The organism is Acinetobacter sp. 102, from assembly GCF_037028485.1.
Classification (GTDB): domain Bacteria; phylum Pseudomonadota; class Gammaproteobacteria; order Pseudomonadales; family Moraxellaceae; genus Acinetobacter; species Acinetobacter higginsii.
The window spans coordinates 43,020-64,483 of sequence record NZ_JAZEZK010000021.1 but is presented as its reverse complement, the minus strand read 5'-3'; the positions used below and the strand labels follow the sequence as shown (position 1 = coordinate 64,483).

Here is a 21,464-nt window from a genome sequence, read left to right as displayed (position 1 = left end):
TTTAAAATTCAGATTAATATCCTTCCTTCATTTATGAATATTGAAGGAAGGAAAATAGCAATGACTTAGTTGAGCTGTTCGTGTTGGATACTTTCACGATAATATTTACAGCCTTTGTAGAGCAGAAATACACCGAGTAAGCCTGCAACTGCATTTACAATCGAGATAGAGTTACCCACCATCAATGTATTTTGGAAATATTTATCTGTTAATAGCGCAACAGCGGTTGTACCTACACCTAAAGCAATCAAATTTGAAACCAGTAGAAATTTCGCTGAGACCTGAGCACGTAACTGGTTTGGGGTAAGCATTTGAGTTGCAGCAGCCGATGCAGGAATTGGAAAGGTCGAGAAAAACATAGCCACAAAAATTAAGGCAAAGGATAAGTACATATTATCGACTTGGGTAAACAGCACACTTGGAACAATAAGTGCAGCACAGCCGATCATTCCTGCTCGAATCGCTGCATCGCTATAACCCTTTTTAGAGAAATAATCGATGAGCCATCCACAAAATAGTGCTCCAGCCGTGTTTGCAACCAAAATAATACTGCCGAGAATATAGCTTGTTTGGCTGGCATCTAGGCCAAAGTGTCGCATGTAAAATGCAGGTGCCCATCCAAGTAGCGAGTACAGCATCATGGTATAGAAAGAGAAACCAATAAAGTGACAAAAGAAGGTCTTTTTATGAGTTTTGATAAAGGCAATAGAGTTTTTAAATGATGCTTGGATTACCTGCCCATTTTGATCAACTTTTAAGCCTTTTCGTGTCGGTTCCTTTACCGTTAAAATCATAACTAAAGCGAGTAAAACACCTGGAAGCCCGACGATAAAGAAGGTGAGTTGCCATGTTCTTAATTGACCAATGACTGGCAGGACGACTGAATCAACATTTTTTAAAAGACTAATCACATAACCGCCAATTAAAAAAGCCAAACCAGAGCCAATAAAAGCACCAATGGCATATAGCCCTAACGCACGGCCTAGTTTCTCTTTGGGGAATAAATCGGTCACGATGGAGTAAAAAGCGGGGGATAATGCAGCTTCACCAGCACCCACACCTAATCGTGCGAGAAACATCTGAGCAAAATTTTTACTTAAGCCACATGCAGCCGTTGCTAAGCTCCAGAATGCAATGCCAATCGAAATAATCTTAATCCGTGATTTCTTATCAGCGAGTGCGGCAATTGGGATGCCCATAAAGGCATAGAATAAAGAAAAAGCCAGACCTTGCAATAGACTAAATTGAGTGTCAGACAGCATCAGATCATGTTTAATGGGTTCGATCATCAAGGATAAAATTTGACGATCTACAAATGAAAGAATATAAGCCAACATGCAAATCACGACGACATACCATTGGTAGCCATAACGTTCGCGCTCTAAATGCGGCTCTGGATGTATATGAATCACTTGTTCAGGCGATAGTTCTGCCTTTTGCTCATTCCTGAGCATACTTTCTGGGTGGTTATCATTCATTCTGCATCTTCCTATGATGACTGAGTATTAAGTGATACTAAATAAATTTTATTTTTATAATTTAGTGTCATTTTTGGTCTATTTTATTTTATGGATCTGATTCAATAGCTATTCTTAAATAAAGCTTAATTTTTAATTTGACTGAAAAAATAGAATGATTTTTACAGGAAATAAGAAATCTATATTTAAGGTTAATTTTATTTTTATTGTTGTTATTATTGTATTTATTTTAATTATTTTATTTAATTTTCATGTTTTTATAAAATGTAAATAAACATTGCATTGGCTGTGGGAGATTTTTAGTTTAAAAAAGTATAGGCGTGACTATTTATATTATTGTTAAAATAATTTTAAAGCGATTCTTAAATTAGATAATTAAAAAAAATATGTAATTTAATTTCGTTTGAATTGTCTAGTCTAATCCTTCAGTCAGAATCACCATATATTCGCCTGCAAGATCTCGGTGTTTTTTAGCTTCTTGATAGGCATCACTGTGATACCAATTTTGAGCTTCCTGCATACTGCTAAATTTAATGATGGCAACGCCGTCGCTTTCGATATTTTCCAATGCAATAGACTGACCATAAAACACAATCGGTTCAGCATCAAAGCCTTGGCTAGCTTTGCGTGCTAAAGATGTATAGGTTTTCATCTCATCTTTATTTTTCAGTTCTTTACGAATCAAAATGATATATGCGCTCATTGGCTTTCCTGATGGATAGAGACTAAGTGTTGATTTGTTGACGGATACGATGTCATATCCATCAACACTCATGTATTAAGCTGCGCGAGCGACCAGCGTTAGGATATCGTAAGTGGCAACCAGTTCGTCGCGTTGGTTTTTTACTTTTATATCCCATACCACCACACCATGTGCAGGTTGTGATAAGTCTTTTTGTGGTTTTGGTGTTTTTTGTTTGCAGGTCAGTTCAACACGGATTGAATCACCAATTTTCACTGGCTCAACAAAGCGTAAGTTGTCCATACCGTAGTTGGCAATCACGGGGCCTTGTGCGGCATCGACGAACAATCCTGCTGCTGCAGATACGATAAAATAGCCATGTGCGACACGTTCACCAAAGAATGAATCTGCTGCTGCAATTTTGTCAGTATGTGCATAGAAATAATCACCACTTAAGCAGGCGAAATTGACAATGTCTGCTTCGGTCACTGTACGACGCGCTGTCAGTAAACGCTCACCAATGACCAGTTCATCAAAATCCTTTTTAAAAGGATGTACGCGGTCTTGCTTGATGTTTGAGCCTGCTGTCCATGAATGGGTAACTTGAGTCAAACTATTTGGCGAACCTTGAATGGCAGTTCGTTGCATATAGTGTTTTACTGCTCTAATTCCACCAAGTTCTTCACCGCCACCAGCACGACCAGGACCGCCATGAATTAAATGAGGCAGTGGCGAGCCATGACCTGTACTTTCTTTGGCAGATTCTTCATCCAGAATATGAACTCGACCATGCCAAGGTGCTATTTTCTGAATAATCTGTTCAATGTTTTCATGACTGTTTTTGACAACGGATGCAACCAAACTACCTTCACCACGTGCCACTAGATCGGCAAGTTCATCAATGGATTGATATGGTATAAGCGTACACACGGGACCAAAGGCTTCGGTGGTGTGTACATGCGTGGCTTGCAATGGTTGTTCACAGAGAAGAAGTGTTGGTGGGAAGAATGCGCCATTTTCAGGAGTAGCTGCATTAAATTTAAAATTTGTTGTACCACCAAAAACAATTTTTGCATCTTTAGCCAGTTCTGCAACTTTGTTTGCAACATCCAACTTTTGTTTAGGGCTTGCTAATGCTCCCATTGTGGTGTCTTGTTTCTGTGGATCGCCCACAATCACTTTTTCCAGTTTAGCAATCAGCTTTTGTTGTACTTGCTCAAGTTGTGCTTGGGGTACGAAAGCACGGCGGATGGCCGTACATTTTTGTCCAGCTTTGGTAGTCATTTCTCGGAAAACTTCACGTACAAACAGATCAACTGTGGCTTCATCTGCTTCAGGGCTTAGGATGGCACTGTTGACAGAATCAGCTTCCATACTAAATGGAATTGAATATTTATTGAGATGTGGGTGGTTACGGAGTTTTTGGCCAGTATAGGCTGAGCCTGTAAAGGTTACACAATCTTGTGGACCTAGATAATCAAAAAGATCATCAATTTGTCCACAAATGAGTTGTAGTGATCCTTTCGGTAGAAGTTGTGTATCTTCAATCGCTTTAACAACTGCTTGGGTAAGTTGAGCACCGTCAGTTGCAGGTTTAACAATACATGGCACGCCAGCCAATAGCGTCGGGGCAATTTTTTCTAACATTCCCCAAATTGGGAAGTTAAATGCATTGATATGAACTGCCACACCCGCTTTCGGGCTTAAAATATGCTTGGCGCCAAAAGTGCCATTTTTTGAGAGTTGAATCCAACTGTCTTCGGTAATAATTTTTTCATCATTCAGTTCTCGTCGTACCAAACTTGAGTAAGCAAATAAGGTCTGAATTCCACCTTCAATATCAATCCAGGCATCTTTGCGTGTTGCACCTGTTGCATAGGCAAGCTGATAAAAATCTTCTTTGTGCTCAAGTAGGTGCTGTGCAATTTGTTTTAAAGCATTGGCACGTTGATGGAAGGTCCAATTTGCCAGTGTTGCACCATTCTGCTTGGCATATTCAACAACCTGTTGCATATCTATGCCATGACTGCTGACAGTATAAATTGGCTCATTGCTAATGGCATGAACCACAGTACGTGCATCTTCATGGCTTGAATGCCACGTTCCATATACAAAAGATCCAAGCTGAATCACTTTTGATGCAGGTTGTTGCTCTGCTGCTGATTTAGATGTTCCTTCTAATAGTGCTTGATCAAGCATGAGAAAACTCCATTTTTATGTGATACATCAATTTTTGAAATACTAAGAATATGATTCATAATTTCACGCCTATTGAATAAAAAGTCAACTTAATTTTATAGAAAAGAAATCATGTTGATTTTTATTATTTAAATATAATTAATTAAAACAAAGCTATATCTCTATTTCTTAGAGATGTTAAAATATGATACATAAAATGTTGTTGACTTTATTTTTAATGTATCGAAAAATGGATTTAAGGGTGAGACCTAAAGGGAAGACACAAATGGAAAATAAGTATCAGAAATTTGAGCAAAATATTGCCAATGACATCACGATAGAAGCGAAAGATGAAATGCCAGATGCCTATCGTAAAACTTTGATTCGCCAAATTGGGCAACACGGTCATTCTGAAATTGTTGGCATGTTACCTGAAGGAAACTGGATTACGCGTGCACCGACTTTAAAGCGTAAAGCGGTTTTACTGGCAAAAGTTCAAGATGAAGCAGGGCATGGACTTTACCTCTACAGTGCAGCAGAAACATTAGGTGCTGACCGTGATGACATGATGGAAAAACTGATTGATGGAAAAATGAAATATTCATCAATTTTCAATTATCCGACGGTGACTTGGGCCGATGTAGCTGCGATTGGCTGGTTGGTGGATGGTGCTGCGATTGTGAATCAGGTAGCGTTGTGCCGTACCTCTTATGGCCCATATGCACGTGCCATGGTACGTATCTGTAAAGAAGAAAGCTTTCATCAACGTCAAGGTTTTGAAGCCATGATGGTGCTGGCTGCTGGAACACCTGAACAAAAACAAATGGCACAAGACGCTGTAAATCGCTTTTGGTGGCCAGCACTAATGATGTTTGGGCCAAGCGATGAGCATTCTCCAAACAGTGCGCAAAGTCTGGCTTGGAAAGTTAAACGATTCAGTAACGATGATTTACGTCAAAAGTTTGTCGATAACACGGTTCCTCAAATTTTGCAGCTTGGTTTAGACGTTCCAGATCCTGATTTGAAGTGGGATGAAGAAGCGGGACGTTATATCCACGGTGAAATCAATTGGCACGAATTCAATGAAGTTATTGCTGGTCGAGGTCCATGTAACCACGAGCGTATAGAAGCACGACGCAAAGCTTGGGAAAACGGTAAATGGGTTCGAGATGCAGCTGTTATCTACGCGAAAAAGCAGCAAGCCGTAACGCAAGTCGCTTAAGCAAAATTTATGGACAAAATTGAGGACATCAAAATGGAAGATAAAAATAACTGGTCGCTTTACGAAGTATTTATCCGTAGCAAACAAGGTCTAAGTCATCGTCATGTCGGTAGCTTAAGAGCATCTGATGATGAAATTGCATTGCAACATGCACGCGATGTGTACACCCGTCGTAATGAGGGAATCAGTATTTGGGTGGTTCGTTCTGAATTGATTAAGTCATCACAGCCAGATGAAAAAGCTGAATTTTTCGAACCAGCGCTAGACAAAGTTTATCGTCACCCTACGTTCTATCATATTCCTGATGGCATCGAGCATATGTAAGGGAGTATGGAAATGAATAATCCTATTTTATCTAAGTTCTTATTACATATTGGCGATAGCCAGTTGGTATTGGCGCAACGTTTAGCGGAATGGTGTGGTCATGCACCAGAGCTAGAGATTGATATTGCCTTGGCGAATATTGGTTTGGATCTGCTTGGGCAATCCAGAAACTTTTTAACCTTAGCTGGGCAATATGAAGAGGCACAGCGTGATGAAGATCAATTGGCTTACTTCCGTTCAGAACGTGAATTTCTCAATTTATTGATTTGTGAACAGCCAAATGGTGATTTTGCTCAAACTATCGTGCGCCAATGGTTAATGGATCATTATCACTTGTTATTAATGACCTCTTTAAGCAAAAGTACAGTGGCTGAGATTGCCGCGTTGGCAATGAAATCATTGAAAGAAGTGAAATACCACATTCGCTTTTCAACTAGCTGGATGGAGCGTCTGAGCTTAAGTACAGCAGAAGCACATCAGCGTGTACAGGTCGCATTAGATAGCTTGTGGCGTTTTAGCGCAGAGTTGTTTGAATTGACCGCTGAAGAATATGTACTGGTTGAGCAGGGTTTAATTAGCGACTTGTCTAATGAAAAAGCACAATGGGACAAGACAATTGCTGAAGAATTAAAACGATTTGAGCTGACGGTTCCTGTAAATGGCGCTTATCGCCGTGGTGCCAAACAGGGTCTACATACGGAACATTTAGGATATTTGTTGGCTGAAATGCAGGCCATTCAACGCACTTATCCTGAAATGACTTGGTAAGACAAGGAGTTGAGCCATGCAAATGATTCGTCATTGTATCGATCAGTGTTGGGATGTTCTGCAAACGGTCAGTGATCCTGAGATTCCTGCTTTATCTGTAGTGGATTTGGGCATGATTCGTGGGGTGGAACTGAATGATCAGCAAGAAATTATTGTTCGATTAACACCTACCTATAGTGGCTGTCCTGCAACTGATTTATTAAAAGCGCAGATTGTCGAGGCGTTGGCAGCAGAAGACCTCACTCCCGCAAAGGTGATTGTTGATTTATCTGAAGCATGGACAACCGACTGGATGTCTGAAATAGGCAAGAAGAAGTTACAAGACTATGGTATCGCGCCGCCAGAGGGTTTAGCACATCAGTGTGGAACACATGTTCATTTAAAAGATGGTGTGGTGTGTCCGCGGTGTAAAAGTCGAAATACCAAGCTGCTCACGGAGTTTAGTTCGACCGCGTGTAAGGCCTTGTACAAATGTCAGGACTGTCTTGAGCCCTTTGATTATTTTAAATGTATTTAAAGTTTTAGATAAGGAAATCAGCCATGAGCCAATTTATTCCCTTAAAAGTAAAAAGTATTACCCCTCAGACAGATCAGGCCATTTGTATTGCGTTTGATCTTGTGCCTGAGCAACAAGAACAATTTAAATTTCAGCCAGGTCAACATTTAACGATTCGCCATTTAACTGAGGCAGGTGAGATTCGTCGTTGCTACTCGATCTGTAGTTATGCACCGAAAGAAGATATCAGTATCGCAGTGAAAAAGATGGATCAAGGCCAATTCTCAAATTGGGCCAATGATTATTTAAAAGTTGGCGATGTTCTTGATGTGATGCCACCACAGGGTGTTTTTTTTCAAAAAGCAGCCAGATCTGGCGGTCAAGCATTTTTAGGTGTTGCTGCTGGCAGTGGTATTACCCCAATTTTGTCGATTATTAAACAGGTTTTGTTTGAACAATCGACATCGAATTTTACCTTGCTCTATGGTAATCGTTCATGGAAACAAACCATGTTTGCTGAGCAAATTATGGATTTGAAAGATCAATTTAAAGAACGCTTCCAGTTGATCAATATTTTTTCCCGTGAATTCAACGAAAGTGAGTTGATGAATGGTCGAATAGATGAAACAAAATTAAAGCAATTGTTTGATCATGACGTGCTAGAAAGCAATTTTGATCATGTTTTTGCCTGTGGCCCAGATGAAATGATGGACACAGTCGAAAGCCTGTTACCGACCTATGGTTTAAGTAAAGACAAGATTCATACTGAACGTTTTAATACCGGTCATGTCCGTAAACGAGCAGTCGATGCTGATGCGAATCGTAAGGAAGAACAAGTCAATATTGTACTGGATGGTCGTGAACTGATCGTGTCAGTGTCTCAAGACGATGAAAGCATTTTAGATGCAGCATTACGTGCAGGTGCAGATTTACCTTATGCATGTAAAGGCGGCGTGTGTGCGACCTGTCGTTGTAAGGTGCTCTCTGGTGATGTTGATATGTTCTTGAACTACAGTCTTGAAGATGATGAAGTCGAAAAGGGCTATGTGCTGAGCTGTCAAACCTTACCTAAAGGCTCAAATGTCCGTTTGAGCTTTGATGAGTAGAGGTGGCTATGCAAGAGCTGATCAAAGCCGAAATAACAATTGATGGTGTAATGCTATTAACCCTCAATCGTGCTGAAAAACGGAATGCTTTAAATAATGCGACTTTGCAATATTTATGCGAATTGCTCGAAGAGGCAGAACACAATGCCAGAGTCAAAGCCATTATTCTAACAGGCAATCAATATTGTTTTGCAGCAGGTGCTGATCTTGCTGAGTTAGCAGAAATGGATTCAGTGGCTTTACAACTCGATATCCGTCCAAAACTATGGCAGAAGATTGATGCGTTTAGTAAACCAATTATTGCAGCTGTGAATGGTTATGCCTTGGGTGCGGGATTTGAACTGGTTTTACACACAGATATCGTACTATGTGGTGAAAATGCCAAATTCGCCTTGCCAGAAATTGGTTTAGGCATGTTACCAGGTGCAGGCGGCACACAACGCTTAGCACGCTTAGTCGGGCAACAATTGACCATGCGCTGGGCGATGACAGGGGAGATGCTTTCGTCACAACAGGCAGAGCAACACGGTATTTGCAGCGAAGTGGTCCCTACAGCATTAACTGTGGAATATGCCATTCAATTAGCCAAGAAAATTGCTCAACAAGCACCCTTGGCGATTCGGGTAATTAAACAATCGATCAAAAGTATTCATGAAACAACACTGAGTCAGGGGTTAAAGCTTGAACGCCAGAATTTTGTTTGGTTGGCGGCAACAAATGATCGAAAAGAAGGAATTAACGCATTCTTTGAAAAAAGAAAGCCTGTATTTAGAGGTGAATGATGGACTATCAAAATATTATCGTAGAAGAAAAAAATGCGGTGGGTTATTTAACTTTTAATCGACCAAAGGCACTGAATAGTTTTAACGTGGATATGCACCGTGAAGTCGCTGAGGTCTTGGGCTTTTGGAGTAAAAACCAAGATATTCGTTGTGTCGTGATTAGTGGTGAAGGCCGCGGTTTCTGCGCAGGGCAAGATCTTGGCGATCGTGTGGTTGATCCAAATGCTGCTGCGCCTGATTTAGGTTACTCGATTGAAACCTACTATAACCCGCTGATCAAAATGATTGTCAATATGCCCAAGCCCGTGATCTGTGCGGTAAATGGTGTGGCAGCGGGTGCAGGTGCAAATATCGCTTTGGCTTGTGATTTGGTTGTCGCCGCGAAATCTGCCAATTTTGTACAAGCATTTTGTCGTTTAGGTCTGGTTCCAGACTCAGGTGGAACCTGGTTTCTGCCACGTGCAGTAGGTCAAGCCCGTGCAATGGGGCTAGCTTTGCTGGGAGATAAACTTCCTGCGGAAACCGCAAAAGAATGGGGCATGATTTGGGATGTTGCCGAAGATGCTGAGCTGAAATCAAAAGTCACTGAACTGGCAGAACGTTTAGCCAAACAGCCCACCTTTGGCCTGTCACTGATTAAAAAAGCCATCCACCAATCCAGTAATAACAGCTTTGATGAGCAGATGTTCTTGGAGCGAGATTTACAACGTATCGCAGGACGCTCAGAAGATTATCGTGAAGGGGTGCAAGCTTTCATGAATAAGCGTGAGCCTGACTTTCAGGGGCGCTAAGCATGATGAATCTAGATTTGTCTCATGCCAAAATTGCCGTGATTGGTTCTGGAACAATGGGGATCGGTATTGCTCAATTGGCGATGGTCAATGGTCATTCGACGGTTCTCTACGATCTCGATCGTGAAAAGACCAAACAGGCGGTTGATGGATTGCATCAGACCTTCGCGAAGTTGACAGAAAAAGGCAAGCTAACCTCTGAGCAGGCACAGCAAGCACTTTCACGTTTGACCATTGCTGATCAAATCGAAGCATTGGCAAGTGTCGATTTGGTGATAGAAGCGGTGGTTGAAAAGCTGGAAGTGAAACAATCTTTGTTTAAGCAGTTGGTGACGATTTGTAGCGAACATACTATTTTAGCCACCAATACCTCATCTATTTCAGTGACAGCAATCGCATCTGCTGTTCCACATCCTGAGCGAGTGGTTGGACTGCATTTCTTTAATCCTGCACCTGTGATGAAGTTGGTCGAAATTGTACAGGGTTTAAAAACAACGGAAGTTTTATGTCAGTCATTAAGAACGCTCATGCTGGCTTGGAACAAAATTCCTGTGTTAACCAAGTCAACGCCTGGATTTATTGTCAATCGTATTGCCCGTCCGTTTTATGCAGAAGCATTTCGCGCTTTGCAAGAACAGGTCACAACCTATGACCAGCTCGACTATGCCTTAAAGCAGTGCGGTGGTTTTGCGATGGGGCCGTGTGAGTTAACCGATTTAATTGGGCAAGATGTTAATTTCTCAGTCACTCAAAGTGTTTATGAAGCCTTCTTTTATGAACCGCGTTATCGCCCAAGCCTGATTCAGAAAGAATTGGTTGATGCTGGTACATGGGGACGTAAATCAAAGCAAGGCTTTTATCGCTATGATGAAAAAAATCAGTATGCGACTTTTCAGCCTCAGCTTATTACTGCGCCGTCTTTTCATGCTGATGTTCAAGTCAAAGGTACATGGGCGCAATGCCCGAATTTATTAGAACGTCTGGGCTTAAGTCGTGCTTTAGCAAGCAATGAAAATATCATCCAAATTGATGATGTTGATTTGCGTCTAAGTCATGGAGAATCTGTCAATATCGATTATCCAAATCGTAAAACGGTATTGATGGATTGGCATCATCATTTTGAACAGGCACAGGCGGTGGTTCTTAGCCATAACCATCTTTGCCAAGCGGATGATCTTGCAACTGTTGAGGATTTCTTTGCCCAATCCCAGATCAAGGTACTTTGGATCAGTGATCATCCAGCACTATTAACCTTGCGTACTATTGTTTTACTGATTAATGAAGCCTGTGAAGCAAGTCTGCATGGTGTTGCGAGTATGGAAGATATTGATAATGCCATGAAATATGGAGTGAACTATCCTAAAGGGCCGTATCAATGGATGATGCAATTGGGTGCTGAATACGTCTTGGCAACGCTAAACAATTTATATGCCATCTATGGCGAAGAAAAATATCGTGCAAGTCTTTATCTCAAACAATACGTGGCGAAGCAGCAGTGTATTCGCGGTGATTATTCAAAAGATTTAAAAGCCTTTGCATAGACAGGAGTCAACATGGAAGACGTTTTAATTTGCGATTTTATTCGTACCCCAATTGGTCGCTATGCAGGTGCATTAAGTTCAGTGCGTACTGATGATCTTGCTGCATTGCCGATTAAATATTTAAAAGAAAAGCATGCTGATTTACCTTGGCAAGAATTGGATGAAGTGTTTTTAGGCTGTGCCAATCAAGCGGGTGAAGATAACCGTAATGTGGCGCGTATGGCAACCTTATTGGCTGGTTTACCTGAAGCTGTTCCTGCAATGACAGTGAATCGTTTATGTGCATCTGGTTTAGATGCAGTCGGCTTGGCTGCACGTTCAATTAAATCGGGCGAGTCTCAATTTGTACTGGCAGGTGGCGTGGAGTCAATGAGCCGAGCGCCCTTTGTTCAAGCCAAGCCGACAGAAGCATTTGGACGCAGTCCGGAAATATTTGATACCACGATTGGCTGGCGTTTTATTAATAAAAAGATGAAAGCCGAATATGGTACCGACAGCATGCCGGAAACGGCTGAGAATGTGGCTGAGAAATACCAGATTAGCCGACAAGATCAGGATGAGTTTGCGATTCGTAGTCAACAAAAAGTGGCAGTGGCGCAACAAAATGGTTTTTTTACAGATGAAATCTTGCCCGTTGAACTGGTCGATCGTAAAAAGAACATCACCATTTTTAGCCAAGATGAGCATCCAAGAGCAGAGACTAGCCTAGAAGGCTTGGCAAAACTCAAAGCCCCATTCCGTAAAGAGGGTGGTTCAGTCACTGCGGGCAATGCTTCTGGTGTCAATGATGGTTCGGCCTGTGTGTTATTAACCAATCGTCAGTTTGCCGATAGCCACGGATTAAAACCTTTGGCACGTGTGGTCGCGATTGCAAGTGCAGGTGTTGAGCCAAAATATATGGGCATTGGGCCTGTGCCAGCAGTTCAGAAACTTTTAAAACAAACAGGTCTTCGCTTAGATCAAATGGATGTGATTGAGCTGAACGAGGCATTTGCAGCTCAGTCTTTGGCCTGTATGCGTGAGTTGGGTTTAAAAGATGATGATGCACGTGTTAATCCGAACGGTGGTGCGATTGCCCTTGGACATCCACTGGGTATGAGCGGAACTCGTTTGGTGATTACTGCCACCAGAGAATTAAAAAGACGTGGTGGTCAATATGCACTGTGCACCATGTGTGTTGGTGTCGGCCAAGGTGTGGCCCTTATTTTAGAAAATTTAAATTAATGTAGATGGTTCTCGTGTAATAACGACATAGGAGATACGGCAGTGGATAGCCTGATAACACAAGATGTAGAAAAAATGACGCTTGCGGAGTTACGAGCGCTACAAACCAAACGCTTAAAAGACACCTTGACATATGTTTATGCCAATAGCCCTGTCTATAAGAAAAAGTTTGACGATGCAGGTGTACATCCCGATGATTTCGTCAACTTGGATGATCTGGCCAAGTTCCCATTTACCACCAAACAGGATTTAAGAGATAACTATCCCTTTGGAATGTTTGCGGTGCCACAGGAGCAGATTGTTCGTTTACACGCCTCTTCAGGTACCACAGGGAAACCCACTGTCGTTGGCTATACCCAAAAAGATATCCATACTTGGTCGGATATCGTAGCACGTTGCCTGCGTATGGCAGGTCTAAGTGCCAAAGATATGATTCAGGTCGCCTATGGTTATGGTCTGTTCACAGGTGGTTTAGGCGCACATTATGGCGCTGAACGCTTAGGTGCAACCGTGATTCCAATGTCAGGTGGGCAGACGGAGAAACAGGTGCAACTGATTCAGGATTTTAAACCGACGGCAATTATGGTGACGCCATCATATTGTGTCAGCATTATTGAAAAACTGGAGCAGCAATTAGGCAGTGCCCGTAATACCTCGTTAAAAGTTGGGATTTTTGGTGCTGAGCCTTGGACCAACGAGTTACGCCGTGAAATCGAAGAACGTTTAAATATCAAAGCGCTGGATATTTATGGTTTATCGGAGATTATGGGGCCAGGGGTTGCGATGCAGTGTCTGGGCGAAGGTGAAGGCTTAACCATTTGGGAAGATCATTTTTATCCTGAGATCATCAATCCTGAAACAGGTGAAGTATGTAAAGATGGTGAATTGGGCGAACTGGTATTCACCACCATCACCAAAGAAGGTTTGCCGATTATCCGCTATCGTACCCGCGATTTAACCCGTTTATTGGCAGGTCAGAATCTTGCCATGCGCCGTATGGATAAAATTGTAGGGCGTAGTGACGACATGTTGATTATTCGCGGTGTCAATGTATTCCCGACACAGATCGAAGAACAGATTTTACAAGTGCCGAGTCTGGTACCGAATTATGAAATTCTGGTGGCAAAGAAAGGGCATATGGATACTTTGCATATCCGTACCGAAATGTGCCATAACTGTGACAAGCAGGCGCAGCAATTGGCTCAGCAGTTAATGCAGCGGATTAAAACCATGATTGGGATTTCTGTTACGGTGGAAGTGGTGAATGAATTGACCTTGCCACGTTCTGAGGGTAAAGCAAAACGCGTCATTGATATGCGTCAGATTGCTTAACATTATAATCATTCAGGGTATAGTATTCCCTATATCCTGAATCTAAATGCCAAGATAAAAGTATGAGTGTAAAGTTACAGCAAATTATTGATTCAATTATTCAGAATGAACCCTTAAGTGGTACCTCATTGATTTCGACTATTTTTGGCGATTCAGTGCTGCATCGAGGTGGAAATATCAGTCTTGCCAGCTTGATTCAGTTAATGGAGTTGTTTGATTTTAATGATCGTGCTGTACGAACTTCTGTTTTTCGTTTGGTTAAAAGTGATTGGCTTGGTTCAGATAAAATTGGCAGGACCAGTTTCTACCGCATTACCGATGCCAGTCGTTCCAAATATTTGCAGGCTGAGCAACGGATTTATAATGATCAGATGAAAGAGTGGGATCATTCTTGGGACCTGATTTTGATGTCGAGTTTGGATACAGACAATAAGGCATTTTTAAAGAAAGAACTGGAATGGTTGGGTTTTGCTAATATTTCTACCAATCTGATGGCTTATCCAGGTTCAAACCGCTTGCAGCTACAAAAGCTGTTGGTTGACTTAAATATGAGTGAACAGGTGGTGGTGTTTAAGGCTGAGACCTTACAGCTGTTTAATAACTCAACCGAAACGATTGGCCGTATGTTAGAAACCAATTGGCCGATTGATGAGTTACGTCAACGTTATCTGCAATTTCTGGATATGTTTCGAGAGATTGGCGTGATTTTGATGCAGGATGACGAAAATATTGAACCGATTCAAGCCTTCCAGATTCGGACCTTATTGATTCATTACTATCGTCGTATTTTACTGAAAGATCCTGCATTGCCCTTAGAACTATTATCGGCGGACTGGCCTGCAGTCAATGCCCGTACATTATCCATGAACATTTACAAAAAAGTCTTTGAAGCGGCTGATGACTATTTCTTATCGGTTGCGGCAACATCGGAAGGGCCAATGCCAAATGCAACTGCACATTTCTGGCGTCGTTTTGGTGGCTTAACCCAAAGTAATGAGAGATTGAGTCATGCCTTGCTATAGCATTGATGGGGTGATTCCTGTGGTTCACCCCCGTGCATTTGTTCATCCCACTGCGGTTTTAATTGGTGATGTGATTATTGAAGCTGGAGCTTATATTGGGCCATTTGCCTCATTGCGTGCGGACTTTGGCCGTATTCATATCAAAGCAAATGCCAATGTACAGGACAGTTGCATCATTCATGGCTTTCCGCAAAGCGTCACCCTTGTTGAAGAAATGGGACATATTGGTCATGCTGCGACTTTACATGGTTGCCGTATCGGTAAAAATGTGTTGATTGGTATGAATAGCGTCATTTTGGATTATGCCGAGATTGATGAAAATAGCATAATTGGCGCAAATAGTTTGGTCAAAACCAAAGATCAAATTCCTGCCAATGTACTGGCAATGGGGAGCCCAGCAAAAGTTGTGCGAGATTTAACAGAACAAGAACGCGCATGGAAAATAAAGGGCACTCAAGAATATATTGAGCTTGCACAGCGTTGTTTAAACAGTATGACAGAAGTCCTGCCTTTGATTGAAAATTCACATGATCGTAAGACCTATCAAGATTTTCAGTCTGATCACCAAATCAAGCCAACAACGGCCTAAATAGACCATTTGAGCTGATCAATTTCTTTTGAACATTTGCGATAACAAGACATCAAAAAGCAACAGTTTGTTTTTAAATATTAGTTGATGATGGAGTGTAAGTTTTTCTACTTCTTCGTCAGAAAAATACAGGCAAGTATTTGCCAGTACATTTTTGGATGTAAACCCGCCTAAAAGTGAATACTTTATTTAAGGAAATACAACGAGGTTAATGATGTCTATTTTAACAAAAGAAATTTGGGATCAAAAATTATTTCGTGGTACATGGCAATCTGCCAAAAACGGTTATCAAGTGGTTGAAGTTGCGACTGGTGAGTCCTTAGGGCAGATTGGATATGCAGATACATCCGATGTGGTCGATGCAGCTCAGCAAGCCAAGATTGCACAAAAGCAATGGTGGGCGCTTAGTTATCAAGAGCGTCAGGTGGTTTTTGAGCGCGCAGTTCAGATCCTAACGGAGCATCAGGCTGAAATTATCGAGTGGCTGGTGAAAGAAAGTGGTTCGCTACAATTAAAAGCAGGTTTTGAGATTAATATCTCAATACAGGTATTAAAGCATTGTATTGGATTACCAGCCGTTGATCAGGGCACATTATTGCCAACTACGGCAGGTAAATTGAGTTTAGCCAAGCGAGTGCCTTTAGGTGTAGTTGGTGTCATTTCGCCGTTTAATTTTCCATTATATCTTGCGTTGCGTGCGGTTGCACCAGCCTTAGCGCTTGGAAATGCGGTGGTACTAAAACCTGATGAACGCACTGCAGTCTGTAGCGGTTATGCAATTGCCCGTATTTTTGAATTGGCTGGTTTACCACAAGGATTATTACATGTACTGCCTGGTGGTGCTGAAGTGGGTGAGGCCCTGACCTTGGATAAAAATATTGCCAGTATCCAGTTTACTGGTTCAACCCATGTAGGTCGTATTGTGGGTGCCAATGCAGCTAAAACACTGAAAAAAGTATCACTTGAGTTAGGTGGCAAAAACTCACTGATTATTCTGGACGATGCCGATATTGAGCTTGCAGCAGAGAATATCGCGTGGGGTGCTTTTTTGCATTCGGGTCAAATTTGTATGACTTCTGGAAAAATCCTGATTCAGGAGAAGATTTATCCTCAAGTCAAACAATGTGTGCTTGAGAAAGTCAAAAATTTTGTGGTGGGTAATCCTTTGCAAAGTGATGTCACGATTGGCCCACTGATTAATGCCAAGCAATCGCAACGGGTTGAGCAGTTGGTTAAGGATGCGATTGCGCATGGAGCAAAACTAGAAGTGGGTGGACAAGCCAATGGTGTTTTCTTTGAGCCAACGGTTTTAGCTGATGTAACACAGGACAATCCGATTTTTACAGAAGAGATTTTCGGTCCTGTTGCCGTTCTGATTCCTTTTAGCACGGATGAACAGGCAGTTGAACTTGCAAATGATGGTGACTATGGGCTTTCAGCGGGGATTATTACTGCAAATGTTGGGCGCGGCATGCAGCTTGGCCAACAATTGAATGTAGGTTTATTGCATATCAATGATCAAACCGTAAATGATGAAACTGTGAATCCTTTTGGCGGCTTTGGTGCATCAGGCAATGCTACACGGATTGGTGGGCCTGCAAATGAGGATGAGTTTACCCAATGGCAATGGATGACCATTCAGGCGCAAGCACCACATTATCCATTTTAAGTAGGGTTAACAAATTCCTTGTGATTTGTCCCTAAAACTTTAGGGACAAATGCTGCTAAATCACATTACGCAGTTCATTGGCGGTGTTGCGTAGTAGCGGTAAAATCTGTTGCACTAAATAATCCTCTTGTACACGATTGGTCTGTGACATGCAGTTTACAGCGGCAATCGCTTTTCCTTGAGCATTGATCACAGGTACTGCAATTGCGATGACACCGAGTTCATGTTCTTCTTTAGAAAGGCAATAATCTGCTTGTGAAATACCTTTCAGCACCTCAAAGAACTTATTTTCATCCGTTATTGTAAAAGGGGTTAAACGTTTTAAACCAAACCTTTTAATCCAGTCGTGTTGAGCTGTCTCTGGTTGGGCAGCCAATAAGACTTTCCCTGTTGACGTTGCGTGTGCAGGTAGACGATTGCCTAAATGCATGCCATAAGGACTCACCCTTAGATTATCTTGTTGAGGCAGATAGCTACGGGCGATCGGTACCACTTCATTATCATCTAAGACCACCAATGAAAAGGTCAATGACGTTTGGGCAGATAAAAGATTAAGGAAGGATTGGGCAATTTTAGGTAGATGTGCTGAACTTAAATAAGAACTAGAAAAACGTAATACACGATGCGTGAGCCAGTAATAATGTTCATCTGTGTCTAAATAGCCTAAATATTTTAAAGTTTTAAGATAACGCCGTGCTGCTGTTCGGCTAATTCCAGTCCGTTCAGCCACTTGAGTGACATTTAAACGTTGTCGATCAACCCCAAAAGCTTCCAGTAAAGCTAAACCTTTTGCCAAACCTGCAATGTAGTCTTCCTGACGAATCTGTTCATGCGAATTGGGGTGCTCTATCACAGCATCAACCTTAACCATGCTTCCATTCCTGTTATTGTGATGTTTTGTCCGCTATCCGGACAAATAAAATGATAAACGGTTCTTTTCGACTTGGCTATATCGTGCACAAAACTTAAAAGCAGTAAGTTAAATGACAGGAGATCACAAGGAAGATGTCATGGAAATTTTAACAACGCAGGTTGCGATTATTGGTGCGGGTCCAGCTGGATTGCTACTTGGGCAGCTTTTATATCAAGCAGGTATTGAGCATATTATTATTGAACAACGTAGTGCAGATTATGTCGCTTCGCGAATACGTGCTGGCATCTTGGAACAAGTATCTGTTGATTTACTTAAGCAGGCAGGTGTTGACCAGCATCTAAACGAGAAAGGATTGCCGCATTCAGGCATTGAGATACTCACCAATGGACAGAAGCACCGCGTTGATTTATCTGCATTGACAGGTGGAAAGCAAGTCACGGTTTATGGTCAAACAGAAGTGACCAAAGATTTGATGATGGCACGTGAGGCCGCACAACTTAAATCATTTTATGAAGCACACAATGTACAGGTTAGCGATTTTTATCAGACACCTAAAGTGCAATTTGAACATCAAGGGCAGGTATTTAAAATTCACTGTGACTTTATTGCAGGCTGTGATGGCTATCATGGAATATGCCGAGCCAGTGTGCCTCAGGATAAAATCAAGACTTATGAAAAAGTGTATCCATTTGGCTGGTTAGGCGTGTTAGCCGATGTACCACCTGTAGCCGATGAATTGATTTACGTCCAATCAGAACGTGGTTTTGCTTTATGCAGTATGCGTTCAGAAACACGTAGCCGTTATTACTTGCAAGTGCCGCTTAATGATCGAGTTGAAGATTGGTCAGATGAGAGATTTTGGGAAGAGCTGAAATTGCGTTTAGATGCTGAAAGCCGAGAAAAGTTGGTAACAGGTTCATCGATCGAAAAAAGTATTGCACCGCTACGCAGTTTTGTGACTGAACCGATGCGCTTCGGCAAGCTGTTTTTAGCAGGTGATGCGGCACATATTGTCCCGCCAACGGGCGCAAAAGGATTGAATCTGGCAGCCTCAGATATTGCTTATCTCTCCAGGGCATTGATTGAATATTATGTCGAAGGTTCAGATCAGGGCATTCAGGAATATTCAGAAAAATGTTTACAACGGGTCTGGAAGGCCGAGCGTTTTTCTTGGTGGATGACGCATTTGTTGCATCGCTTTGAAACAGAAAGTGAGTTTGAACATAAGATTAAACAAGCCGAACTTAGCTATATTCTTGGCTCTACGGCGGGCAAGACGACTTTGGCAGAAAATTATGTCGGCTTGCCTTATGAAATAAAAAATAGTACTGAAGAAGTTCGTGCCTAAGTCGGTTCTGTAAAGCAAATAAAAAAGGCCTGTCTAATCAGTTAGACAGGCCTTTTAAATACAGCATAGGTAAGTTATTCAGCAAACTGCGGAATCATTTTCCGTACATTGGTTTTCGCATCAATCACGGTCATAAAAGTATAAGCACCAATAAATTTACGGCTAATGAACATAAACTCTTTTGGTGGAACCGAGAAATAGCGTGAAGCCATCGATTGCCCAGCCTGTTGCATCACTCGATTATGCAATTGGCTCTTTTTCCAGTCATAACGGTCCTGATCATCCATAATACCAATTGGCATATCAGGATTGTTACTCGGGCAGCTAAATGCTTCTGTTGCAATCAGGAAAACATCTGCCATACCTGGTTTAACATTTTCAGGCATGGCATCAAAGAATTCATAACCTGTCATGGCTTTGACCATGGCATTCTTATCATGGTCATAACCCGCATGGATCAGATTGCGTGCAACCGTGAGCAAGTTATTGTCGAATTGTCGAATCGCACCAAAATCGAGTAGCACAATTTTATCTTTAACGTCATCACCATTGCCTAAACGAACCAAGTAATTACCAAAGTTCGGGTCGGTCTGCATTTCACCCCATTCAAATAGCTCACGTACCGCAATTTCTAAAGAAGCTTCGCCGAGTTGGTTGCGACGCTCTTGGGGCAGGGAAAGCATCACTGGACTATTGACTGGTACGCCACGCTCAAAGGTCATGCACAACACTTTTTCAGCGCAAAATTCCTCAATAATTTCAGGTACTACATAACGCGGATCATCTTTCAATCGCTCAGCAAAACGACGTGTGGTTGCCGCTTCAATGCCATAATCGACTTCACGATGCATCATTTCACGAACTTCATCGAACCACTGATCAAATTCACGGGTTTGAGGCACCATACGTGTTAGTTTCAGCATGTTTTTGAACAGATTCATGTCGGAATCAATGGCTTCAGCAACACCAGGATACTGGATTTTTAGGACCAGCTCTAAACCATCTGACTTACGTGTAGCACGATGTACTTGAGCAAGTGATGCTGTTCCAATTGGCTCATGATCAATAGTGAGATCATTTAATTTTGAGCCCAGTTGTTCTTGCAAATGTGTTTTGATTGCAGGCCAAGCCAGTGCAACTGTTTGGTTATTCAATGTGTTTAAGGCTTGTGTGATTTCTTCAGGTAAAAAATGTTCACCGTATAAAGCCATCATTTGTCCAATCTTAACAATTGAACCTTTTAATTTACCAATTTCAGAAACTAAATAGTGTGCCTGCTCAGCCATGGCCTTTTTTCGTTTCTTCTCTTTTTCTTCTTCGCTCGAGAATATAGAAGTGGCACTTGCTGTCGCCCAGCGTGTTCCAGCAAGTAGAGAAGCTTTTGCAATAGATAAGCGACGATCCACCGATGAGGTTTTTAGATTCTTAAGCTTATCGTTCTGATCTGACATGAAAGAAAAGTCCTATGCTGAAATCGGAGGGTTGAAAGCCGAGACTTGAATTGTAGCGGATATTACCGCTTTTGAACGTATTAAAATAGTTCAATCTCTTGAATTATCAGTCTAAATTTGTGCAATAGGGTATCTTCATAAAAATAGCCTAAGTAGAAATTTGCTATTTACTATACAAATGTTCTAAATTTTAAACTGAATCTTAAGTGAAGATTTCCTCATCAACGCAGCACGATTGCTGTGAATATGTTTCACTAGCATCTGTTTTACTTGACTGTGGTGAAACCCAACTGCATACGCTTTAACGATAATAATACTTGGCAGCGTAAAGAAAAAATACTTGGTGTCGTCTAAAGTCGCATCTTTGAAAACGCCTTCTTTAACAAGTATCTCTCTGAGAAATTGTTTTTCAGCTTGTACTGTGCTGGATGATTCATCATCCCAATAATTCTGACGCATCGCCATCAAATTATTATGCTTATAACTCATATAACCATTGAGCCTGTTTATTCCACCGTTAGCCAATATATGAGGTTGTTAGAGTATTTATCAAGAATAGATTTATATCAAAAATAGCCTAAGCAAAT

The 21,464-nt window shown here is 41.6% G+C and carries 20 protein-coding genes; 14 read left to right on the top strand and 6 right to left on the bottom strand.

Annotated features, from left to right (window positions below; genetic code table 11):
• Positions 1–65: 65 nt before the first annotated feature.
• From WA352_RS18035 to paaZ, 3 genes are all read right to left on the bottom strand, one after another.
• Positions 66–1,478: a spinster family MFS transporter gene (locus WA352_RS18035; protein WP_033133070.1), complete on the bottom strand. Its 1,413-nt coding sequence runs from the start codon at positions 1,476–1,478 to the stop codon at positions 66–68.
• A 412-nt stretch (positions 1,479–1,890) separates the two neighbouring features.
• Positions 1,891–2,181: a DUF1330 domain-containing protein gene (locus WA352_RS18030; protein WP_033133071.1), complete on the bottom strand. Its 291-nt coding sequence runs from the start codon at positions 2,179–2,181 to the stop codon at positions 1,891–1,893.
• 75 nt (positions 2,182–2,256) lie between these two features.
• Positions 2,257–4,359, bottom strand: coding sequence for a phenylacetic acid degradation bifunctional protein PaaZ (gene paaZ, locus WA352_RS18025; RefSeq protein WP_033133072.1), 2,103 nt, complete (start codon positions 4,357–4,359; stop codon positions 2,257–2,259).
• 265 nt (positions 4,360–4,624) lie between these two features.
• Between paaZ and paaA the strand changes: the two genes are divergently transcribed.
• From paaA to WA352_RS17960, 13 genes are all read left to right on the top strand, one after another.
• Entirely contained in the window at positions 4,625–5,560 is a 936-nt protein-coding gene (gene paaA / locus WA352_RS18020) for a 1,2-phenylacetyl-CoA epoxidase subunit PaaA (protein ID WP_005188895.1), read from the top strand.
• A gap of 33 nt (positions 5,561–5,593) precedes the next feature.
• Positions 5,594–5,884 carry a 1,2-phenylacetyl-CoA epoxidase subunit PaaB gene (gene paaB, locus WA352_RS18015; protein WP_005188892.1) on the top strand — a complete coding sequence of 97 codons (291 nt, stop codon included), beginning with the start codon at positions 5,594–5,596 and terminating at the stop codon, positions 5,882–5,884.
• 12 nt (positions 5,885–5,896) lie between these two features.
• Positions 5,897–6,652 (top strand): 1,2-phenylacetyl-CoA epoxidase subunit PaaC, encoded by a 756-nt coding sequence (gene paaC / locus WA352_RS18010; RefSeq protein WP_033133073.1) that lies wholly within the window; start codon positions 5,897–5,899, stop codon positions 6,650–6,652.
• A gap of 16 nt (positions 6,653–6,668) precedes the next feature.
• On the top strand, positions 6,669–7,169 hold the full coding sequence (paaD, locus tag WA352_RS18005) for a 1,2-phenylacetyl-CoA epoxidase subunit PaaD (RefSeq protein WP_005188886.1): 501 nt from the start codon (positions 6,669–6,671) through the stop codon (positions 7,167–7,169).
• Positions 7,170–7,192: 23 nt separating this feature from the next.
• Entirely contained in the window at positions 7,193–8,254 is a 1,062-nt protein-coding gene (locus tag WA352_RS18000) for a 2Fe-2S iron-sulfur cluster-binding protein (protein WP_005188882.1), read from the top strand.
• An 8-nt stretch (positions 8,255–8,262) separates the two neighbouring features.
• A complete protein-coding gene (locus tag WA352_RS17995; RefSeq protein WP_033133074.1) occupies positions 8,263–9,036 on the top strand; it encodes an enoyl-CoA hydratase-related protein in 774 nt (257 codons plus the stop codon).
• The gene (paaG, locus tag WA352_RS17990) at positions 9,036–9,827 is read left to right on the top strand and encodes a 2-(1,2-epoxy-1,2-dihydrophenyl)acetyl-CoA isomerase PaaG (protein WP_005212165.1); all 792 of its coding nucleotides are present in this window, start codon (positions 9,036–9,038) and stop codon (positions 9,825–9,827) included. The genes WA352_RS17995 and paaG overlap by 1 nt, the downstream gene beginning before the upstream one ends.
• Before the next feature lie 2 nt (positions 9,828–9,829).
• A complete protein-coding gene (locus tag WA352_RS17985; protein ID WP_033133075.1) occupies positions 9,830–11,368 on the top strand; it encodes a 3-hydroxyacyl-CoA dehydrogenase in 1,539 nt (512 codons plus the stop codon).
• Between the two features lie 12 nt (positions 11,369–11,380).
• Entirely contained in the window at positions 11,381–12,592 is a 1,212-nt protein-coding gene (gene pcaF / locus WA352_RS17980; protein WP_016163594.1) for a 3-oxoadipyl-CoA thiolase, read from the top strand.
• Between the two features lie 42 nt (positions 12,593–12,634).
• Entirely contained in the window at positions 12,635–13,924 is a 1,290-nt protein-coding gene (paaK, locus tag WA352_RS17975; protein ID WP_033133076.1) for a phenylacetate--CoA ligase PaaK, read from the top strand.
• A gap of 62 nt (positions 13,925–13,986) precedes the next feature.
• Complete coding sequence (locus WA352_RS17970; protein WP_033133077.1) at positions 13,987–14,946, top strand: PaaX family transcriptional regulator; 960 nt, start codon at positions 13,987–13,989, stop codon at positions 14,944–14,946.
• Positions 14,933–15,535 carry a carbonic anhydrase gene (locus WA352_RS17965; RefSeq protein WP_033133078.1) on the top strand — a complete coding sequence of 201 codons (603 nt, stop codon included), beginning with the start codon at positions 14,933–14,935 and terminating at the stop codon, positions 15,533–15,535. Before WA352_RS17970 ends, WA352_RS17965 begins: the two co-directional genes overlap by 14 nt.
• Before the next feature lie 214 nt (positions 15,536–15,749).
• The gene (locus tag WA352_RS17960) at positions 15,750–17,204 is read left to right on the top strand and encodes a benzaldehyde dehydrogenase (protein WP_033133111.1); all 1,455 of its coding nucleotides are present in this window, start codon (positions 15,750–15,752) and stop codon (positions 17,202–17,204) included.
• 55 nt (positions 17,205–17,259) lie between these two features.
• On the opposite strand, the gene pobR is transcribed toward WA352_RS17960, so the two are convergent.
• Positions 17,260–18,075, bottom strand: a complete 816-nt coding sequence (gene pobR, locus WA352_RS17955) for an IclR family transcriptional regulator PobR (RefSeq protein ID WP_033133079.1) — start codon at positions 18,073–18,075, stop codon at positions 17,260–17,262.
• A gap of 139 nt (positions 18,076–18,214) precedes the next feature.
• Between pobR and pobA the strand changes: the two genes are divergently transcribed.
• Positions 18,215–19,426: a 4-hydroxybenzoate 3-monooxygenase gene (gene pobA, locus WA352_RS17950; RefSeq protein ID WP_033133080.1), complete on the top strand. Its 1,212-nt coding sequence runs from the start codon at positions 18,215–18,217 to the stop codon at positions 19,424–19,426.
• Between the two features lie 74 nt (positions 19,427–19,500).
• On the opposite strand, the gene WA352_RS17945 is transcribed toward pobA, so the two are convergent.
• Complete coding sequence (locus WA352_RS17945; protein ID WP_243306764.1) at positions 19,501–20,877, bottom strand: ABC1 kinase family protein; 1,377 nt, start codon at positions 20,875–20,877, stop codon at positions 19,501–19,503.
• A gap of 183 nt (positions 20,878–21,060) precedes the next feature.
• A complete protein-coding gene (locus WA352_RS17940; protein WP_004807329.1) occupies positions 21,061–21,366 on the bottom strand; it encodes a hypothetical protein in 306 nt (101 codons plus the stop codon).
• Positions 21,367–21,464 lie beyond the last annotated feature (98 nt).